The sequence below is a fragment of the Micromonospora zhanjiangensis genome (genome assembly GCF_042650605.1).
Lineage (GTDB): Bacteria > Actinomycetota > Actinomycetes > Mycobacteriales > Micromonosporaceae > Micromonospora_J > Micromonospora_J zhanjiangensis.
On record NZ_JBHSBN010000050.1, the window covers coordinates 1 to 18,067 of the forward strand.

General features: G+C 68.0%; 17 protein-coding genes and 2 pseudogenes. 13 read left to right on the forward strand and 6 right to left on the reverse strand.

Going from position 1 to position 18,067, the window contains the following annotated elements:
• Positions 1 to 107: 107 nt before the first annotated feature.
• Together ACFOX0_RS32640 and ACFOX0_RS32645 are read right to left on the reverse strand one after the other, a co-directional pair.
• A complete protein-coding gene (locus ACFOX0_RS32640; protein WP_377553254.1) occupies positions 108 to 254 on the reverse strand; it encodes a hypothetical protein in 147 nt (48 codons plus the stop codon).
• A 121-nt stretch (positions 255 to 375) separates the two neighbouring features.
• The gene (locus ACFOX0_RS32645; RefSeq protein WP_377553255.1) at positions 376 to 1,083 is read right to left on the reverse strand and encodes a DUF899 family protein; all 708 of its coding nucleotides are present in this window, start codon (positions 1,081 to 1,083) and stop codon (positions 376 to 378) included.
• A gap of 138 nt (positions 1,084 to 1,221) precedes the next feature.
• Here ACFOX0_RS32645 and ACFOX0_RS32650 point away from each other — a divergent pair, with 138 nt between their 5' ends.
• The gene (locus ACFOX0_RS32650; RefSeq protein WP_377553257.1) at positions 1,222 to 2,142 is read left to right on the forward strand and encodes an RNA polymerase subunit sigma-70; all 921 of its coding nucleotides are present in this window, start codon (positions 1,222 to 1,224) and stop codon (positions 2,140 to 2,142) included.
• A gap of 11 nt (positions 2,143 to 2,153) precedes the next feature.
• Here ACFOX0_RS32650 and ACFOX0_RS32655 read toward each other — a convergent pair.
• Positions 2,154 to 2,495, reverse strand: a pseudogene (locus ACFOX0_RS32655) (IS701 family transposase); the annotation flags it as partial.
• A 228-nt stretch (positions 2,496 to 2,723) separates the two neighbouring features.
• A complete protein-coding gene (locus ACFOX0_RS32660; protein WP_377553261.1) occupies positions 2,724 to 2,876 on the reverse strand; it encodes a hypothetical protein in 153 nt (50 codons plus the stop codon).
• A 1,068-nt stretch (positions 2,877 to 3,944) separates the two neighbouring features.
• On the opposite strand from ACFOX0_RS32660, the gene ACFOX0_RS32665 reads away from it, so the two are divergent.
• The 7 genes and pseudogenes from ACFOX0_RS32665 to ACFOX0_RS32695 all read left to right on the forward strand — a co-directional run bounded on the left by ACFOX0_RS32665 (position 3,945) and on the right by ACFOX0_RS32695 (position 11,740).
• On the forward strand, positions 3,945 to 7,250 hold the full coding sequence (locus tag ACFOX0_RS32665) for a glycoside hydrolase family 3 C-terminal domain-containing protein (protein WP_377553263.1): 3,306 nt from the start codon (positions 3,945 to 3,947) through the stop codon (positions 7,248 to 7,250).
• Positions 7,251 to 7,378: 128 nt separating this feature from the next.
• Positions 7,379 to 7,717 (forward strand): annotated as a pseudogene (locus ACFOX0_RS32670) (CbrC family protein).
• Positions 7,718 to 8,158: 441 nt separating this feature from the next.
• Positions 8,159 to 8,452 (forward strand): hypothetical protein, encoded by a 294-nt coding sequence (locus ACFOX0_RS32675; protein WP_377553265.1) that lies wholly within the window; start codon positions 8,159 to 8,161, stop codon positions 8,450 to 8,452.
• Positions 8,453 to 8,827: 375 nt separating this feature from the next.
• Entirely contained in the window at positions 8,828 to 9,583 is a 756-nt protein-coding gene (locus ACFOX0_RS32680; RefSeq protein WP_377553267.1) for a CPBP family intramembrane glutamic endopeptidase, read from the forward strand.
• The gene (locus tag ACFOX0_RS32685) at positions 9,580 to 10,857 is read left to right on the forward strand and encodes a sensor histidine kinase (RefSeq protein ID WP_377553269.1); all 1,278 of its coding nucleotides are present in this window, start codon (positions 9,580 to 9,582) and stop codon (positions 10,855 to 10,857) included. Before ACFOX0_RS32680 ends, ACFOX0_RS32685 begins: the two co-directional genes overlap by 4 nt.
• A complete protein-coding gene (locus ACFOX0_RS32690; protein WP_377553271.1) occupies positions 10,845 to 11,486 on the forward strand; it encodes a response regulator in 642 nt (213 codons plus the stop codon). The genes ACFOX0_RS32685 and ACFOX0_RS32690 overlap by 13 nt, the downstream gene beginning before the upstream one ends.
• Positions 11,483 to 11,740: a hypothetical protein gene (locus ACFOX0_RS32695; RefSeq protein ID WP_377553273.1), complete on the forward strand. Its 258-nt coding sequence runs from the start codon at positions 11,483 to 11,485 to the stop codon at positions 11,738 to 11,740. The genes ACFOX0_RS32690 and ACFOX0_RS32695 overlap by 4 nt, the downstream gene beginning before the upstream one ends.
• Positions 11,741 to 11,785: 45 nt before the next feature.
• Here ACFOX0_RS32695 and ACFOX0_RS32700 read toward each other — a convergent pair whose 3' ends face one another.
• Both ACFOX0_RS32700 and ACFOX0_RS32705 read right to left on the reverse strand, forming a co-directional pair.
• Positions 11,786 to 12,565 carry an alpha/beta fold hydrolase gene (locus ACFOX0_RS32700; protein WP_377553275.1) on the reverse strand — a complete coding sequence of 260 codons (780 nt, stop codon included), beginning with the start codon at positions 12,563 to 12,565 and terminating at the stop codon, positions 11,786 to 11,788.
• Between the two features lie 167 nt (positions 12,566 to 12,732).
• Complete coding sequence (locus ACFOX0_RS32705) at positions 12,733 to 13,959, reverse strand: epoxide hydrolase family protein (protein ID WP_377553277.1); 1,227 nt, start codon at positions 13,957 to 13,959, stop codon at positions 12,733 to 12,735.
• 460 nt (positions 13,960 to 14,419) lie between these two features.
• Here ACFOX0_RS32705 and ACFOX0_RS32710 point away from each other — a divergent pair, with 460 nt between their 5' ends.
• The 5 genes from ACFOX0_RS32710 to ACFOX0_RS32730 all read left to right on the forward strand — a co-directional run bounded on the left by ACFOX0_RS32710 (position 14,420) and on the right by ACFOX0_RS32730 (position 18,017).
• A complete protein-coding gene (locus ACFOX0_RS32710) occupies positions 14,420 to 15,589 on the forward strand; it encodes a low temperature requirement protein A (RefSeq protein WP_377553279.1) in 1,170 nt (389 codons plus the stop codon).
• A gap of 213 nt (positions 15,590 to 15,802) precedes the next feature.
• Positions 15,803 to 16,153, forward strand: coding sequence for a PadR family transcriptional regulator (locus ACFOX0_RS32715; RefSeq protein WP_377553281.1), 351 nt, complete (start codon positions 15,803 to 15,805; stop codon positions 16,151 to 16,153).
• Entirely contained in the window at positions 16,150 to 17,211 is a 1,062-nt protein-coding gene (locus ACFOX0_RS32720) for a hypothetical protein (RefSeq protein ID WP_377553283.1), read from the forward strand. The genes ACFOX0_RS32715 and ACFOX0_RS32720 overlap by 4 nt, the downstream gene beginning before the upstream one ends.
• 78 nt (positions 17,212 to 17,289) lie before the next feature.
• On the forward strand, positions 17,290 to 17,667 hold the full coding sequence (locus tag ACFOX0_RS32725; protein WP_377553284.1) for a hypothetical protein: 378 nt from the start codon (positions 17,290 to 17,292) through the stop codon (positions 17,665 to 17,667).
• 98 nt (positions 17,668 to 17,765) lie between these two features.
• Positions 17,766 to 18,017 carry a hypothetical protein gene (locus tag ACFOX0_RS32730; protein WP_377553286.1) on the forward strand — a complete coding sequence of 84 codons (252 nt, stop codon included), beginning with the start codon at positions 17,766 to 17,768 and terminating at the stop codon, positions 18,015 to 18,017.
• The last annotated feature ends 50 nt before the right edge of the window (positions 18,018 to 18,067 follow it).

Below are 18,067 nucleotides of genomic sequence, written 5' to 3' on the forward strand. Positions count from 1 at the left end.
TCCCGGCGAGCCTCGACCGCCAGCCGCGTCGCACGCTCACGCAACTCATCGTTGTACTTCTTCGGTGCCGGCATCGCTGCTGTTCCTCCCAGGTTTCGATATCTCCATCAAACCCGGTGCGGGACACGGTGCCACTCCACCTCCGGGCCGCGCTCGGTCGGACCGCCGACGACGATTGCCACCGCCAAGACCAGGAGCAGCAGCGTGCCCGCGTGCTGCACAACCGGTGCGGCGTCGAGAGTCACCGCGGCCATGACAGCCACCATCGCACCCGCAAGCATTCGGGCTCTGCGGGAAGCGCCCGCCCGCGGCACGACGCAGCAGCAGGCTGACACCGCGGCCGACCCGAGCATGATCACCTCGATTATCAGGACGTCATCGCGGTGCGACGCCGGGGCGTGACCATTGCGCGGTGGGGCGGCCGTTGAGACGCCACGGGTGCCCGGTGACCCGCGGCCAGCCTTCAGGCGAGTTTTCCCAGTTCTCTTGCCGGCCGTACACCGTGAGGTCCAGGGCGTGGTAGGTGGTCATCAACGCCTCCACGCCCCGCCCGGTGGTCCAGTAGGTCTCGTAGACCTCGTCGCCGTCGCGCAGGTAGCACGCGATGAACCCGAAGCCGCGACCGTCGGCCAGAGCCGGGTCGGAGTCTTTCGCTGAATACCAGGGGAACCTGTAGCCCATGAACTCCGCGAATGGGGCACTTTCGTCGTAGGGACCCTGGCAGAACACGGCGTAGGTGACGTCCCGAGCGTGCAGGTAGTCCAGCATCTGCATGTGACAGGTCGAGAAGGTGCACCCCTCACACTGATGCTCGTACGGCTTGCCGTCGTGCCACATGTGGAAGTAGGCGATGAGCATCCGGCGGCCCTCGAACACCTCCACCAGCGGGGTGTCCCCGCCAGGGCCCCGCACCGTCACCGTCGGCATCAAGGTCATCGGCAGCTGACGACGAGCGGCTGCGATCGCGTCTCCTTCGCCTGTATGGGCCTTCTCCCGGACCAGCAGTTCGTTGCGCTCACGCAGCCATGTCTCCCGGTCGACGATCGGGGGCGCGGCGGCGCTGGACGCGGGGGTTGCCGTCATGGCTATCTCCTTCGTGGAGTGGGGATCGGTCACAGGTACAGACGACCGAGTCGGCGATCGTCATCGGTGACCGATGACGGATGGGGTCCGCGGTCGTCAGTACGGTTGTGAGGAGCAGCCAGCCCCCGGGGAGATCACATGTCCGACTCGCCTGACGAGCAGGGGGTCTGGCTGCAGCGCGCCTTCGACGAGCACCGGCGTGAGCTACACGTGCACTGCTACCGCCTCGCCGGGAACGTCACCGACGCGGACGACCTGGTGCAGGAGACCTTCCTGCGTGCCTGGCGGGCTCGCGACCGCTTCGAGGGTCGCGCGTCGGCGCGCACCTGGTTCTACCGGATCGCCACAAACGTCTTCCTCGACAGCCGCAAGGCGGCCGGTCACCGGACGGTACCGTACGGTGACCCGCTGGAGTGGTCCACCGAGCTCGGTCCCTATCCCGACGCCCTGCTGGCCGACGATCCGCAGACCGGTCTCGCCGCCCGGGAAACCGTCGAGCTGGCCGTGATCGCAGCGCTCATGTACCTGCCGCCGCGGCAGCGGGCGGCCTTCGTGCTGCGCGACGTCCACGGCTGGACGCCGCAGGAGATCGCCGCCGCGCTCGACACCGCCGTAGCGGCCGTCAACAGCCTCCTCCAGCGGGCCCGCCACACCCTCCGACGGCAAGCGCCGTCGGACCCGAAGGACTGGCGCCGCCCGCAGCTCACCTGTGAGGACGAAGAGATCCTGCGTCGCTACGCCAAGGCGAAGGACCCAGAGACGATCCGGGCACTGCTCGCCGAGGATGTACGGATCACGATGCCGCCCGAGCCGCCGGTCGTCGGGATCGACGCGGCTGCGGAGTTCCTCGGCCGGCCGCTCGACTGGCGTACGTTCCCCACCTCGGCCAACGGGCGCCCGGCATTGATCAACTATCTCCGCCGGCCCGGCAGCCCGCACTATGAGGCGTTGGTCGTCGACGTACTCCGGATCGAGAACGGGAAGATCGTGGAGAGCAACGCCTTCATCGGTGCCCGTCACATCGCCGCCTTCAGCATGCCCGCCACACTCGAGCCCTAGACAAGTGGGTCTCACGTTAAGTGATCGAGTCTGCACTGGTAGTGGGATTGCCGGGCTCGGACTTGGGATGTTCGTCGCCAGGTGGACCAGTGCGGGGTGTGCGCTGGGGGTAGTGGAGGGCGAGGACGAAGGCGTTGAGGAGTCGGCGGATCTCGGCGACGGTCAACGCGATGATCTCCGGGTCGGGGTCGGGCTGCTGCGCGGTGGTGGCGGCGAGGATGGTCAGGACGGCCAAGGCGAGCATGGCCAGGGTGATGAACCGGTGCCAGCCGGTCCAGCCCGCGGGCCTGGTAGTGGTGGAGGCCGACCTGGCCTTTACCGGTCTGGAACAACTCCTCGATGCTCCGGCGGGCCCTTCCACGAACTGCCCGGCCGTCCCACGTGGCTTCGCCCACACGAACCCGGTCCGCGACACGCGTCACCGCTTCGTCCAGGATGACCCGCCAACGGGCGCGGTCTACGCTGTGGCCCACGGCCACCGCACGATCTTCGATTGTCCTCACAAACCATCGATGATCAACGCGGTGGCCGTCGTCATGCCGACGCCACGCCCAATGCCGAAACCAAGTGACGTTGGAGTACTAATCGCCGTGGAAGGCGCGTTCGTACTCGCCGATGATCACCGCGTCGAACAGCCGGCCCGGTGCGCTGATGGCGGTCAGTAGTGTGGCGGCTTGCGGACGTGCGTGCCAGGGCAGACGGCGGGAGCAGCCGATGTCGAAGTACTCGGCCACGATGTCGCCTTGGTCGGCGGTGGTGTGGTTCGCCGAGTCGAGTTGCCAGGCCCGCGATGAGGTCGCGTCCTGGCATTCGGCGGTGGAGATCCGTCCGCAGAAGGCGAACCGTAGGAGGCCGGCGACGGGTGGTGGCCGGTGTCCGCGGGCTCTGGGCTGGTGTGGTGTGCAGCCATCCGGCCAGGAGATCGGGTTGGTTGACGCTCGTCGTACCGCCCATGGAGATCACCTCGATGCGATACCTCACCCTGCCCAACGAACCGGAAAGGTATCGATGACGTGGCTTGACCAACCAGGGTTGGGAACAGCAACCGCTCCATGAACGCGGGGGTGGCTCATGCAGACTTTCGCCGTTGCGGCATCCACCGGCCACCTCCCCGGTCAGCGTGCGGCAACGGCGCGGTCCCAACCAGTCGCCCCGGATGCCGGTGCCCACGGTCATCGGATCCGTACGCCCAGGCCCGACAGGTCCTCGGTCCCAACGGGTGGCGACAGAATCGGGCGGCGGCGGGCGGCAGCGACGCCCACCCGGCTCCACCGACCGCAGGCCAGCACCCCGGCAGCTACGCGCGCGGATCACCCGGCTGCTGTGGATGGACCCGGCGGAGGTAGCGACCGGCGCGCTTGAGCGCGGCACGCTCCGCGCCTCCCCGAACATCCGCACCAGCTCCAGTTCGACGGCGTGCCCCGAAGGGAGCAGTCGACGCCGCGCTGAGGCCCCTCCCGCCACACGGTTGCGCAGTCGTTGTAGTCCTGCTGGATTAATAGACATCAGTCTATCATGGGACGGCCAGCTCAGCAGTTCCAACGTCGTTGTGGACCAGTTCAGCTACAACTCCCGCTGACGGTTGAAGGAGGTGACAGCACAGGCGGCGGCTCGCCGGGGGCCGTGTGGCAGCGGGACAGCGGTTCGGATCCATCGAGAGATCGGAGTTCGCCACCTTGGACAGCGGAGACCTTCAAATGGTGAAGACCAGTGCTGCGCCCTCGCGGGCGAGGGGGCACGGCAGAGGCGCCAGGAGTCCAGGGCGCAGGTTTCTGGCGCTCGGGCTGGCGTGGGCTGTGGCGGTGGGCGGGCTCGGCGCGTTCGCGCGGCCGACTTCGGCGTCCGCCGAGGGCACGCCGGCGTACAAGAACACCTCGCTGCCATTCAGTGTCCGTGCGGCGGACCTGGTCTCGCGGATGACGCTGGAGGAGAAGTACGACCAGCTCATAGCGATGCAGCCGCATGCGACCTGGCGTGCGAAGCCGAAGGCGATCGACCGGCTCGGCGTGAGGTCGTACGGGTATTGGGGGGAAGCCAATCACGGGATCTATTTCCCGACCATCCCCGGAAACGGCAACTACACACAGTATCCGCAGAGCACCTCGATCGCATCGACGTGGAATCCAGCCCTCACCCAGGAGATCGCCGGCGGTATCGCTGACGAGGCCCGCGTGACCTACAACACGTCCTGTCCGCCCGGTGTGGCGAATCCCAACCCCGTCGGTGGCGCCTGTCACGGCTTGACCTATTGGTCGCCGAACCAGAACCTCAACCGCGATCCCCGGTGGGGGCGGGCGGACGAGTCCTACACCGAGGATCCCTTCCTGTCAGGCCAGGTGGCCGGCGCCTTCGTGACGGGTTTGCAGGGCGACACCTCGTCGCGTCCCGACACGGTGCCCACCGGGGCGCACGACTACGTTCAGGCGGTCGCCACGCCGAAGCATTACCTGGCGAACAACTCCGAGGCGAACCGCGACTTTGGCACGTCGAACTTCACCGAGCGTTCGATGCACGAGTACTTCCTACCCCCCTTCGGGGCCTCGGCCGGCAAGGCGGGCGCGCGGTCGCTGATGGCCGCCTACAACGCCCTCTCGGTGAAGGAGAACTACACGACGGACTACCCGTCCGCCTCGAGCTACCCGACCCTGTGGAGCCCGCGCGACAATGCCACCCCCGGCGGTACGCCCGGGACGCCGGCCGCCGCGAGCCGGTACTCCCTCGAGACCATGCTGCGCCGGTCGTACGGCTTCGACGGTTACGTCGTCTCCGACTGCGATGCGATCACCCGCGTGTACGGAACCGGGACGCAAGGACACTCCTGGCAGCCCGTTCAACTCGGCGGTCAGACGCAGATCAGCAAGACCCTCGGCAACGCCTGGGCGCTCAAGGCCGGCACCGACCTTGACTGCTCGGGCGGTGACTATCCCACGGCGACCGGACTCCCGGCGGCGCAGAGCCAAGGCTTTGTCAGCGAGGCCGACATCGACATCGCGCTCGTCCGCGCCTTCACCGCGCGGTTCCAGCTGGGCGAGTTCGATCCCGTCGCCTCCGTTCCATGGAACAGTGAGTCCTACTCGCTGTCGGCGGCCGGCGATCCTGATGTCAAGCTGGCTTCGCCGGCGCACCGCGCGGTCGCGCACGAATCTGCCCTCGAAGCGCCCGTGCTGCTGAAGAACGCAGGCAGAACGCTTCCGTTCGCGGGCGCGGCGACCGGCAAGACAGTCGCCCTGGGGCACGTGGACTCCCTCAACGCGTTTCAGTCCGGCTCCTACTCCGGGCCCACAGCTGTGAACACCACCTTCGCCCAGGCGCTGGCTGAGCGGACAGGGTCGTCCCCCTCGGCCGTGACCGCGGGCTCCAACACGCCGTTCCTGTCCGGCCACCTCGCGGAGTTCCCCAACGTCCTTGACGCCAACGGCACCGCGATCACCACCTCTGTGTGCGCCAGCAGCCCCTGCGATCCCGTAGCGGACGCGGCGACTGCCGAGTACCAGATCTCGCAGGCGGACAACGTCGTGGTGGTCGTCGGTCACCGGAACAACGACGGCGGCGAGGGCACGGACCGCTCCACGGTCGTCCTGCCCCGCAAGCAGGCCGAGCTGATCCGGGACTCGATCGCCCCGCTCGCCCGGAAGTACGGCAAGAAGATCGTGGTGTGGATCCAGGCCAAGACCATGGTCGACGTCAGCGCGTTCAAGGACCTGCCGAGCGTGGGGGCGATCGTCTGGTCGTCCTTCAACGGCATGTACCAGGGCAAGGCGATGGCCGAGCTGCTGTTCAACGACGCGGTGACGCTCGAGGACGGGCGTGCCGCGGTGGCCAACTTCTCCGGCAAGCTGCCGCTGACCTGGTACTCCGACGTTGACGCACAACTCGGGCCGGCGGCCGCTCCGGACCGCGCGATCGAGGACTACCGGATGACCAAGGCGGAAGGCGCCAGGTGCGGCCGGACGTACCTCTACTACCAGGTCGGTCCCGATTGCGCGGCTCCCCACTATGTGTTCGGTCAAGGTCTGTCGTACTCGCCGTTCGTCTACGGCGCCCCGAGACTGTCCTCCTCGAACATCACTCCCGACGATTCGGTGACGGTCTCGGTGCCCGTGTCGAACCGGGTCGCCAACAACCCGGGCAAGGCTGTCGTGGAGGTCTACGCCAGAGCTCCGAAGGGAGCCGATGGGAACCAGCGCCCGCTCAAGCAGTTGAAGGGTTTCGTCAAGAGCGGCGTGATCGCTGGGACTTCCCAGACGGTAAAGGTCACCATTGGCGCCGGTGACCTGTGGTTCTGGGACGACGTAAAGCACAGAAAGGTGTTCCCCACGGGCAAGTGGACCATCCTGGCTGGCCCGAGCTCGGCCGACGCGGACCTGAAGTCGGTGAGCCTGCGGGTGACCGGACACCGCACGGCCGGCGTCGAGGTGGTCTCGGCCCAGCCGGACGCCACCGAGCTGAGCCTGGACACCCCCGACAACCGGATCAACGCCCAACTGTCGGTCACCAAACACGACATGACGTTCTGGAATCTGTCCGATCGGGCGCTCAGGGTGACGTACGCCTCCTCCAACCCGGCGGTCGCGACCGTCGACGCCAGCGGCTCGGTCAGGCCCGTGTCCACCGGCGCCGTCCTGATCACCGCCAACGCCACCGCCGACGGGGAGAGCAAGTCGACCACGTTCCCGGTCGTGGTGACCTCCGGCGCACCGGACGCCACCGGCTCGGCGTTCCCGAACGCTTATACGTCGCGGGTCGACTTCGGTGACCGGGAAGTTGCGCTCGACCAGGCGTCCTTGGGGACAAAGCTGTCCGCGAGTGTGTTCCCGGCCAACCCGACAACGACGTACAGCTACCAGATCGCCCCGATGGACACCAACACCGCCGGAGCGAGCGTCACTTCGGCGGGAGTCCTGACCGCAGCCAGGACCGGGCACGTACGGGTCACTGTCACAGCAATCGGTGCCGGCGTGCAGACGTCGGAATCGGCCCTGGTCACGATCACATCCAGGTGCCGGTTCGGCGGGGTGGCGCCACCGATGGTCGGTGAGAGCTCGCCCCGGGTGCCTACGAGGTGCAGATCGGCTGCGGCAACGGGTCCATTCACGCCATCGCCCTGACCATCAGCTGATCTCGCGTCACGCGGCCCGCCGCAAACGATCCTCCCGCGGTGGCCAACTCGACCTGGGCGAGGCTGCATCGACTCGGGCGAGGCGGCGCGGGCGTTGACGGTCGGTGCCGGCTGACCGTGCATGTCACGGATGCGACCGACGTGCCACGGGGCGTTCCGTTGGCCGTCGTCGAGGAGGTCACGCAGCGTTCGCCGGGATTCGACTCCGGGCAGGAGTCGAGCTGGCGGTATCACTGCGGAAATGGTGCCGCGTTTTTCGGTCCGGCCGGATAGGAGGAGCTGCGCGTTCACCCGGACGCGCTGGAGATGATCCGGGAGGAGCTGTGCGGGCTCGGACGGCCGGCGGATCAGGCCGACGAGATGCTGCGGCAGATGGACCGGACCGGGGAGCCAGCGGTGTACCTGTTTCGGTGCCTGCACTGCGGCGGGCAACTGGCATTCTCGGATATCGGATGATCGGCTGCGACTTTGTGCTCCACGCCCCTCCCGGGCGGATCACCGGTAGGGCTACCGGGAATTTCTGGGGCCCTTTGCGCCCGCTCGAACGAGGTGATTTCACTGCGGGCCGTGGGCGGGGCGTTCGGAGGCCGGAGCGCCGACAAGCCTGTCGCAGTCCAGGCTGGTCCCTACCGACGACAGTCGATCGTGAGGTCGTTCAACGTGCACGCCGAGGTGGGGTTGCGGTATTGATCACCCCTCGGACACCAGTTCTCCGCATCGGTGCGCAGTTTCCCGTACCGGTGTTCAAGGGGCTTTGAACACCTCACTCTTCACTCATCTTCGTCGATGCCTGCTGGTGGTGCTGAGGCGAGGGGGTCGTGGTGACCGCGGTGCCCTCGTGCGGCGGGATCGCATTCCGCCACCCGTGCCGGCAGCGCGGTCATCGCCGGCCATTCGGTGGGCGGGCCGATCCTCATCAACGCGCTCGCCGAGCGGCCACCGGGGCCGGAGCTCCGGGCGATCGTGCTGGTCGCCGCTCCGTTCGTCGGTGCGGGCGGCTGGCCCGGCGACGAGTTCGAGCTGCCACACGACCTCGGCGCGAGGCTGCCGCAAGGCGTGCCGGTGCATGTGTTCCATGGACTCCAGGACGAGACTGCCCCACCGTCGCATGCTGACCTGTACGCCCGCGCCATTCCGAGGCACAGCTGCACCGGCTGCCCGGGCGCGATCACCAGCTGCACAATGACCTGAGCGCGGTGGCGAAGACGATAGTTCCTGACGACCGCGGACCCGTCACCCAGGGTTAGCGAAGTTTCCGCGCCCTCGATAGGTGCCGCGTCGAGCTGCTTCCAGCCGAGCAGCCGGCGGCCACCGAGGCGCAGATGCGGCTCCTTCAAGTGGCACACGCTCCGCTGCTGCACCGGAGGGCTGTAGTCGGGCTTGACACGCACGGAACGCGGCGCTGACCGGGGATGCAGAAAAGTGCAGTAGAACTGGGTGGCTGGGTGCAGCGCGTAGAGCCGCCCTGGCCGGCATCGTCGAGGCGTGATCGATGAGCGAACGACGACGCCGTCTCAGGCGTACGAGGAATCCCGACCAGATGCGGCGCACCCCCGGATGCCGTTGGTGGTGCTCTGGTTCTACCTGGTGGCCTGTGTGGCCGCGGGGCTGTTCGGGCTGGTGCAGCCCGCTCTGGCGATCGATCCGGTGATCATCCAATTCAACCAGTTCGGTCCCGCTGTGGGTGTGCTGGCGGTGTTGCTGGCCTGGCGGGGTTGGCGACCTCCGCTGGCCGCCGGGTTCGGCCTGTCCCGCCAGGTCCTGATCCGGCTGGTCGTTCTCGTCGTGCTGGTGGGGGTGATCTTCGCTGTGTTTGTGGGCATCACCGAGCTGGCCGGTGTGTCGCGGCACGGCATCCGCCCTGGGCAACTGCCGTACCCGTTCTGGCTGATTCTGGCCGCGCAAACGATCGGCGCCTGCGGCGAGGAGTTCGGCTGGCGGTGTTTCCTCCAGCCGTACCTGCGGGCCCGCTTCGGGGTGGTCTTCTCGGGCACCCTCGTCGGGTTGCTCTGGGGAGTGTGGCACGTCCAGGTCTTTAGCCGGGGGCTGGTGTTCGCCGCCGGTTTCCTGGCCATGGCGGTCGCGCTCTCGATCATGCTCGCCGTGCTGCAGGAGCGGTCCCGCCACGGAGTTTTGATCATCGCGGGTGGCTTCCATATGCTGGTCAACATCGGCATGCTGCTGTTGGCCGGAGACGCCGACGGCGATGCCGTCCAGTTGTCTCTCACGGCGGCGTGCGTGCTCACCGCGTGCGGCGTGCTTCTCGTCGCCGCGCAGCGTGGCATCGCACTCACCAGAGTCGTGAGAGGAAACCGGGCGTGAACGACATCCCTGCCTCCGAACGCGCTGGCTGGCCGGCCCGGCTCGCGGCTCCCGGACGCGGCCTCCTGCTGCTTGGCCTGGCACTGGCCGAGGCCGTCGTGGCCTGCGTGGTCGCGGTCACGGCCACGCTGATCCCGCTCGGCATCGGGCTGTATCTCTTCCCGCCCTCGGTGGGCTGGCTGTCCGGCCTGGCCGAACGCGCCCGCGGGTATGCCAGGCGGTGGTCCGCGGTGACCGTGGCCCGCCCCGAGCCGGCCCGGCCGGCCGTGCCCGCCGGGCTGCCGGGGCGGGCCCGCTGGTGCTGGCGAACCCTCACCGACCGGGAGTTCTGGTACGAGTACCGCTGGTCACTGATCGACCCGATCGTCGGGGCGTTCGTCGCCGGCATCCCGTTCTCGCTCGTCGTCTACGGCGTCTTCGGTGCGCTGGTGCAGCCGTTCGTCTGGCAGCCGATCGACCGTGCCGGCGGCAGCAACTGGTACACGTTCGTCCACGTCAACACCGGGACCCGGGCGCTGCTGGCGGTGCCGATCGCCGTGGCGGTCACCGTGCTCGGGCTGTGGTGCGGACCGTGGCTGCTGCGGGTGCACGCCCGGCTGACCCGGACGTTGCTCACCCTGAGCCGGACCGAGGAGCTGACCCGCCGGGTCGAACAGTTGGCCGGGACCCGGGCCGCAGCCGTGGACAGCTCGGCCGCCGAGCTGCGCCGTATCGAGCGGGACCTGCACGACGGCGCGCAGGCCCGGCTGGTCGCGATGGGGATGAGCCTGAGTAACGCCGAGCGGCTGATCGAGCGCGACCCCGAGACGGCGCGTGCCCTGGTCGCGGAGGTGCGCCAGAGCTCGTCGAAGGCGTTGCAGGAACTTCGTGACCTGGTCCGGGGCATCCATCCGCCGGTGCTCGCCGACCGTGGTCTTCCTGACGCGGTGCGGGCGCTCGCCCTCGACAGTCCGCTGGATGTTCAGGTCGACGCCCGACTGGCACACCGGCTGCCGCCGCCGCTGGAGTCGGCGGTCTACTTCGCCCTGAACGAGCTGCTGGCCAACACGGCCAAGCACGCCGGAGCGGACCGGGTCGACGTCGCCATCGCACTGGACGAGGGACTGCTGCGCGTCCGGGTACGCGACGACGGGTGCGGTGGCGCGGACCCGTCCCGAGGCAGCGGGCTGCGTGGGGTGCAACGCCGGCTGGCGGCCTTCGACGGGACGCTGCGGGTGCACAGCCCGGCCGGCGGCCCGACCGTGATCGAGTTGGAGATCCCGTGCGGGTCGTGATCGCGGAGGATCTGTTTCTGCTGCGGGACGGACTGGCCCGGCTGCTGCGCGAGCACGGGTTTGCGGTCGACGCGGTGGACAATGGCCCCGAGCTTCTTGACCTGCTGCTCGACGATCCTCCCGGCGTGGCGGTCGTCGACGTCCGGCTGCCGCCCTCGTTCACCGACGAAGGGCTACGCGCGGCGCTCGCCGCCCGCCGACGCCACCCTGGCCTGCCGATCCTGCTCCTGTCGCAGTACGTCGAGCAGCTTTACGCCCGCGAACTGCTCGACGACGGCGCCGGCGCGATCGGGTACCTCCTCAAAGACCGGGTCTTCGACGCCGACCAGTTCCTCGACGCGGTCCGGCGGGTGGCCGGTGGCGGAACCGTACTCGACCCTGAGGTCATCACCCGGCTGCTGCGCCGCAACGACGCCAGAGGAACCGTCAGCGCCCTGACCGAGCGGGAACGTGACGTGCTCCAGCTGATGGCCGAGGGCCGCTCGAACTCGGCGATCGCCGCTGCGCTGCACGTCAGCGACAGCGCGGTCACCAAGCACATCGCGAGCATCTTCGGCAAGCTCGACCTGGCACCGTCTACCGACGACAACCGCCGGGTGCTCGCCGTGCTTGCATACCTCAATCAGTGACCGGCCAGCAGTTGCCGTGGGTGGCTGCCCAGGGCATCTCCACCCACTGGCTACGCCACACCACCCTCACCTGGGTCGAGCGGCACTTCGGCTACGGCATTGCCCGCGCCTACGCCGGCCACACCGACTCCACCGGGCCGACCACCACCACCTGCATCAAGGCCGATCTCCAGGCTGTGGCGGCCGCGTTAGCCGCCATGACTGGCCGACCACACCCGCTCGCCGCCGCCGCGGACCGCGCCTCCGAGCCGTGACGGCCACCGGAAACTGCCGGCTACGGCCGGCCGGAGTCGAACGGGTCAGGCCGGTTGGAGGAACTCCAGCAGTTGGCTCGTGAGTTCGGCGGGGCGTTCCTCGAAGATCCAATGGCCACAGTCCTCGATGACGCCGCCGCTCACGTTGGAGGCGTAATGGGCAGCCTGTTGGGGTACGGCGTCCCCTAGGCTGGCGCGGGCGCCGAGGGCGAGCACCGGCATGGCGAGTTTCGTCTTGGCGTACTCGGCGTTGTCGGCGACGTCCTGTGGAAGGGCGCGGAAATACTCGAAGCTCGCCCGCAGGTGGGCATCGTCCTGAAGGTACCGGGCGTACTCCGCGACCTCGTCCGCGCCGATGCCGGTCTTCTGCACCTCCATCGAGTCGGTGAACCGATCCACCCAGAGTTCCTCCCGGCCGGCCACGATCTGCTCCGGAAGGCCGTTCGGGAGGCTGAAGAACCCGAAGTTCCACAGGCCCGGCCCGCTCGGTGTGAGCGACGGAGCCTGATACAGGCCCTGGTCGGGGATGGGCGCCTCGGTGAGGACGAGCTTGCTCACCTGATCGTCATGGGCGGCGGCGTACGCGTAGGCAACCATGGTGCCGATGTCGTGGCCAACCAGGCAGATATCCTGTTCGAGCCCGAGTTGGGCGAGTAAGTCGTGTACGTCCCGGGCGAGGGTCTTCTTGTCGTATCCGCTTGCCGGGGCGTCGCTACCGCCAGCGCCGCGCAGGTCGGGCGCGATGACGGTGTACCGCTTGGCAAGCTCCGGCAGAACCTTGCGCCACATGAACCACGTCTGCGGATAGCCATGCAGCAGGACCAATGTCCCACCCTGACCACCCCGTACGTAATTGATCGTGATTTGACCGACCCGCGCCGTCTGTTCCGTGAATCCGGGTGGGATCCGTGCGCCGTCCATTCATCCCCCTCGCAGTCGTCAGTCCGTTTCGCGTACCCAACACCACGGTCGGGATACCCGAGTCGCCTCGGCTAGCGGAGCGGCCGGAAACCGGCACGAAGCTCTTCGGTGAGGAGTTGCGGTTGTTCCCAGGCCGCGAAGTGCCCGCCTCGGTCGAGCCGGTTGTAGTGGATGAGGTTGGGGTACGCCCGCTCCGCCCAGCTGCGCGGCGCTTGATAGAGCTCGTCTGGGAAGACGCTCACGGCGGTTGGCACGGAGACGCCCTTCGCGGACAGGAAGGACAGCTTGTTCTCCGCGTAGAGACGGGCCGCGGAAACCCCTGTGTTCGTCAGCCAGTAGAGGGTGATGTTGTCGAGGATGTCGTCTCGCGTGAGACCGCCGGGTTGGCCGGCGAAGGCCCGGCAGATCAGTTCCAGGCTGGCTGCGTCATGGTCCAGCATGAAGCTCGCCAATGCGATGGGCGAGTCCGCGAGTCCAGTCAGCGTCTCGGGGCGCGTCCCCATCACGAGGGCATAGGCTCCGTGCTTCCAGAAGAAGTCGAGCTGCCCGCAGGCGCGCTTCTCCTCTTGCGAGAGGTTGGCGGGCAGCTTGCTGAGTGCCTTGTTTATTCCGGTGATGTCGGACTGAATCAGTGCATCGATGTCGGGGGGAACCGTACCGGGCATGTTGGTGTGAATGCCGAGCAGGTCCGGGGGTGCCTGCAGACCGATGAGGTCGGTGATGAGCGCGCCCCAGTCGCCGCCTTGGGCGACGAAGCGGTTGTAGCCGAGGCGTTTCATCAGTTCGATCCAGGCGCGGGCGATGTGCTCCGGGCCCCAGCCTGGCGTGGTCGGCTTGCCGGAGAACCCGTAGCCGGGCAGGGACGGGATCACCAGATGGAAGGCGTCCGACGCGCTCGCGCCGTGTGCCGTGGGATCGGTGAGCGGGCCGATGATCTTCAGCTGCTCGATGATCGAGCCGGGCCAGCCGTGTGTGACGATGAGCGGCAGGGCGTCTTCGTGTTTCGATCGGACGTGGATGAAGTGGATGTCGAGCCCGTCGATCTCGGTGATGAAGTTTGGTAGTGCATTCAGCCTCGCCTCGACTTTGCGCCAGTCGTATTCCTTCTCCCAATAGCGGGCGAGTGCTTGGCTTGTTTCGAGCGGTACGCCCTGCGACTGATCATCGACGGTCTGCCTCTCGGGCCAGCGCGTGGCCCTGATGCGCGTGCGTAGCGCCTCGAGTTCCGCCTCGGGGACCTCGATCGTGAACGGCCGGACACCTGCGATGCCTACCCGTTCTTCGGTCTTGACAGCCACATGGGCCTCCGCTCCTCGCCAGGGCATCCGCATACCACCTCGATCGGGGCCTACACCTGGTTGTCGCATGAGTTCGGCGAGCCGAGCCGAGACGGGTGGGGTACCGGATTTGTCCGGGAGCCCGACGGGGGAGCCCGACGGGGGGGGGGGGGGGGGGGGGGGGGGGGGGGGGGGGGGGGGGGGGGGGGGGGGGGGGGGGGGGGGGGGGGGGGGGGGGGATCGGGTGCCTGTGCCGTCGAGCGCTGCGGCAATGCCGGCCTGGTGCTCGTTTCCTGCCGCAACGATTCGGGACGTGGGCCCGGGGTCGGGTGTCGACCACGAGACGCTGCGCAACTCGGTGGCTCAGCCGCGGCAGGAACCGGTGCAGCAGGGCGGGTCTCGGCATGGTGGCACGATCCGTTAGGTAATGATTACCTGGTAGTGGCGGCGTGGGGGTGGGCGATTGGCCGGAGGTGGCAGGTTGACCCGGCTGTCCCGTACCGTCGGTCTACTGGGGCTACGCTACCCCGGCGGGCCGGAGCTGAACGAAGAGCGGCACGCCACCTGGCTTGAACTCTTCTTCGATCTGGTATTCGTCCTGGCCCTGCTGGGCGTGACCGCACGGTTGGACGTCCGGGCGTCGCCGAGTGTGCAAGAACTCGCCGTTGCCATCGTGCTTTACGTGCTCATCCAGTGGTCATGGATCGGCCAGTCCTTCTACGACACCCGCTACGACCCGGACGACACTCTGCACCGACTGCTCGTGCTGGCCGCGATGGTTGGTGCTGGCGCCATTACCCTCGGTGTGCCGCAGGCCCCGTCCGGCCTGCTGCTGCCGGTCGGGTACTTGATCGTGCGTGGCTGTCTGCTCCTGATGTACCTGCGGGTCGTCGCAGCCGACCGGTCCGCCTGGGATCTGGTCGCCGTCTATCTCACCGGATACGGTACCGGGTGGTTGCTCTGGGCTGGGTCACTGGCCATCTCCCCGCCCGTACGACCGGCAGTGTGGATCACCGCCCTGGCTATCGAGTTGTTCACCCCGTGGCTCGGCCGCCGCTGGCTGCGCCGCCATCCCGTTCACAGCACTCACCTGCCTGAACGGCTGGGGCAGTTCACAATCATTCTGCTCGGCGCCACGCTGACCAACCTGCGTAACGCGGTACCCACCGCCCACCCGCCCGCCCGGGTGCTGGCCGCCGCCTTGGCGGCCTTCCTCCTGCCAGCCAGCATCTGGTGGATCTACACCACCTACCTGAACAGCAAGCTCGCCATGCCGCGGTTGGGCAGCGGTCAGGGCTACGCCTATCTCCACTCACCCGCTGGCGCGGCCGTGCTCTTCCTAGGATGGGCGCTGGGCGTTGTGGTGTACGCGATCGGGCAGTCGCGTCAGATGCCGCTCAACGCGCGACTCGTGCTGGGCGGGTCGATCGTCACGTGGATGCTGTCCGGGTTGGGTCTGCACCGCTTCGCTCTCGGCCGCATGCCCCGCCCCCGGTTCATCGTTGGCCTGGCGGGAATCACGCTGGCCGTCGTGGTGACGCTGGTGGTCACCGAACCCGGCCTGCTGCTCGGGCTCACCTCGGCGATTCTCGTCGGGTACGCCATCGTGGTCAGCCCGCAGATCGTCAAGGCCACTAAAGCTTATCGATGAGATTTCCTGCGGTATCGGTGGCCGCCCGCCCGAACGAGTGCCCGCTCAGCCCTGTCGACCCATCGCGCCCAAGGGGCCTAAAGGCCCTCCGTGCAGCTCACCGGGGCGTCGATCTTGATCTTGTTGTGCCTTGGCCGCGGGGGGACCCTGGATCCGCCGACGTGATCTGACTCCGGTATGGCCGGATATCTTGTCTTCCAATATATTGGGTGGATGAGTTCTCGGGCGATGACGGAACCGGCCTTCTTCATCCTCACCGCGCTGCTTGACGCTCCGCGCCATGGCTACGGGATCGTCGCGGAGGTGGCAGAACTGTCGCGGGGGCGGGTGCAGCTGAAGATCGGCTCCCTGTACGGGGCCTTGGACCGGCTCGTCGGTGATGGCCTGGTCGAACTGGACCGCGAGGAGGCACGGCAGGGACGGTTACGCCGGTACTACCGGTTGACCGAGCAGGGCCGCGACGCCCTCGATGCAGAGGCTCAACGGCTGGCTGCCAACGCGCGCCTCGCCTCGGCCCGGTTGCGCGACCAGCGGAACCCGATCACAGGGGCGGCGTCGCTGTGAGCCGGCTGGAGGAGCGCTACCGCTTCATTCTGCGGCTGCTGCCCGTCGCCTACCGGCAGGAATGGGAGGACGACATGGTCGCCGCCTTCCTGGACAGTATGGACACCGGCGACCCCGACGCCGCCGAGTATGCCGCGGACTACGGTCGGCCGAGCCTGTCGGAGGTCGCCAGCATCGTGTCCCTCGCAGTTCGGTTGCGTCTCGGCGGGGCTGACGCGCCGCCCCGCTCGTGCGCCTGGGGGCAAGCCGTGCGACTGGCGGCCCTGATGGCGATGCTGACCAACGCCGTCATGGTCACCGCCAGCATCGCCGTCACACTGTGGCTTTCCGGGAAGATCGCCTGGTTGCCGATTCCCGCATCCGAATGGGCGCTCACTGCACCGTCGAGTATCTGGCACACCGCGTGGAACCTGGCCGGCTACGCTTGGCTACCGGCCTACATCGCGCTCGTCCTCGGACACCGACGCGTGGCCCAGGCAGTCGCCCTGCTCGCCATCGTGCCTCCCGCCATCACCACCGCAGTGGAACAAGCCGCCGGCGACGCACCGCTGTCCGTGTCGCCCTGGGCGATGCGGCTCATCGACGTCTTCCTGCTACTCGCCATGGCGGCCTTTCACCCTGGCGCCCCACCTGTGCCGCGCCGGCCCTGGCTCCTCGCGCTGCCGATCGGCATTCTCCTCGTCGCGGTGCCGCTGTTCATCATCCAGGAGACCAAACCGGCATTGAGGCTGCTGGACTGGCCCGGGCTGTACTGCGCGGCGGTTACTGCCGCCATGGTGGTCTACCTGACCGTTCGAGTATCCCGTCGTCCATCTCGCACACTGCCATGGTCACTGGCGCTCACCCTGCTCGCCGTGACCGCGCTCGCCCTACGAACCGTAACTCTGCTCGACTACCGCGACCAGGCACAGGGCACAACCCTCGCCATGATCGCTTCCGTGCAGGTTACCGCCGTCCTAGCGGTGGGCGTACCGCTTGCCGTGCTAGCCATCCGAGCACTGCGCCGACTTCCACCAATCCCCGCCGCCGCCCCAAGACCCACCACATCGACCGAATAGGAACTCGCGCAACCTCGGCGACACAGAGGGCACCGCGAAGGGATCTGCGGGCAGGAGACAGCCATAGTCCTGTAGTGGGTGTTCATCATCGAGTACCACCTGTTGCAGCCAGCCAGCGGGCGACAGACCGTCCGGCCGGTCGCTGACCCGTACGCTGGGCAGGGGCCCACCGACACCGACCGATTCATCAACCACTGCGTCGGCGGCAAGTGTGCCGTCCCGATCGAGCAGGGCGTGTACGGCGTCGTAGACGTCAGCCACCGCGTCAGCTGCCGCGGCGTCGGTCAGACCCGGGCTGCGATCGCGCAGCGCCCGCCGCGCTGCCGCCACGAACCGATCCGGGTCCACGACAACCACATCGCGTCGGGTCCGGATGCTGATCGTCATCCCCGCCCTCGGCGCTACGGCGCCCGTCATACCGAGAGAGTAGTCACACGCATCGTGCCGCGTGCGTAGGCAGCGCTACCGCCTTGATCAAATCTCGCTCATCGGCACGGCCTGGACAGCCGGCCATGCTCCGAGACGCACCGGGGGCGGCAGGCGGGGACCGCCACGTGAGGCTCAGTTCCCGGTCAGTAGAGCCACCGGTCGAGCATGCCGGGCCAGAACTGCCGCTCGTGATCACCGTCTGCGATGGCGGCCGGATCAATGGCTTCAATCCGGTGCAGGATGTCGGCAATTTCAGCGTGTGCCTGCTCCTCCGCCTCGGCGCTCTCATCCCAGCGGTCGATACAGATCTTGAATGGTCAGGTTCGTCCGATGTGGGCTGTGTGATGGCCGTGGGCTGGGGTAGATCGATGGGATGAGGTATCCCGATGGAGGTGGGTTGTCCGCGCGGGGGCGGGCGAAGCGTGAG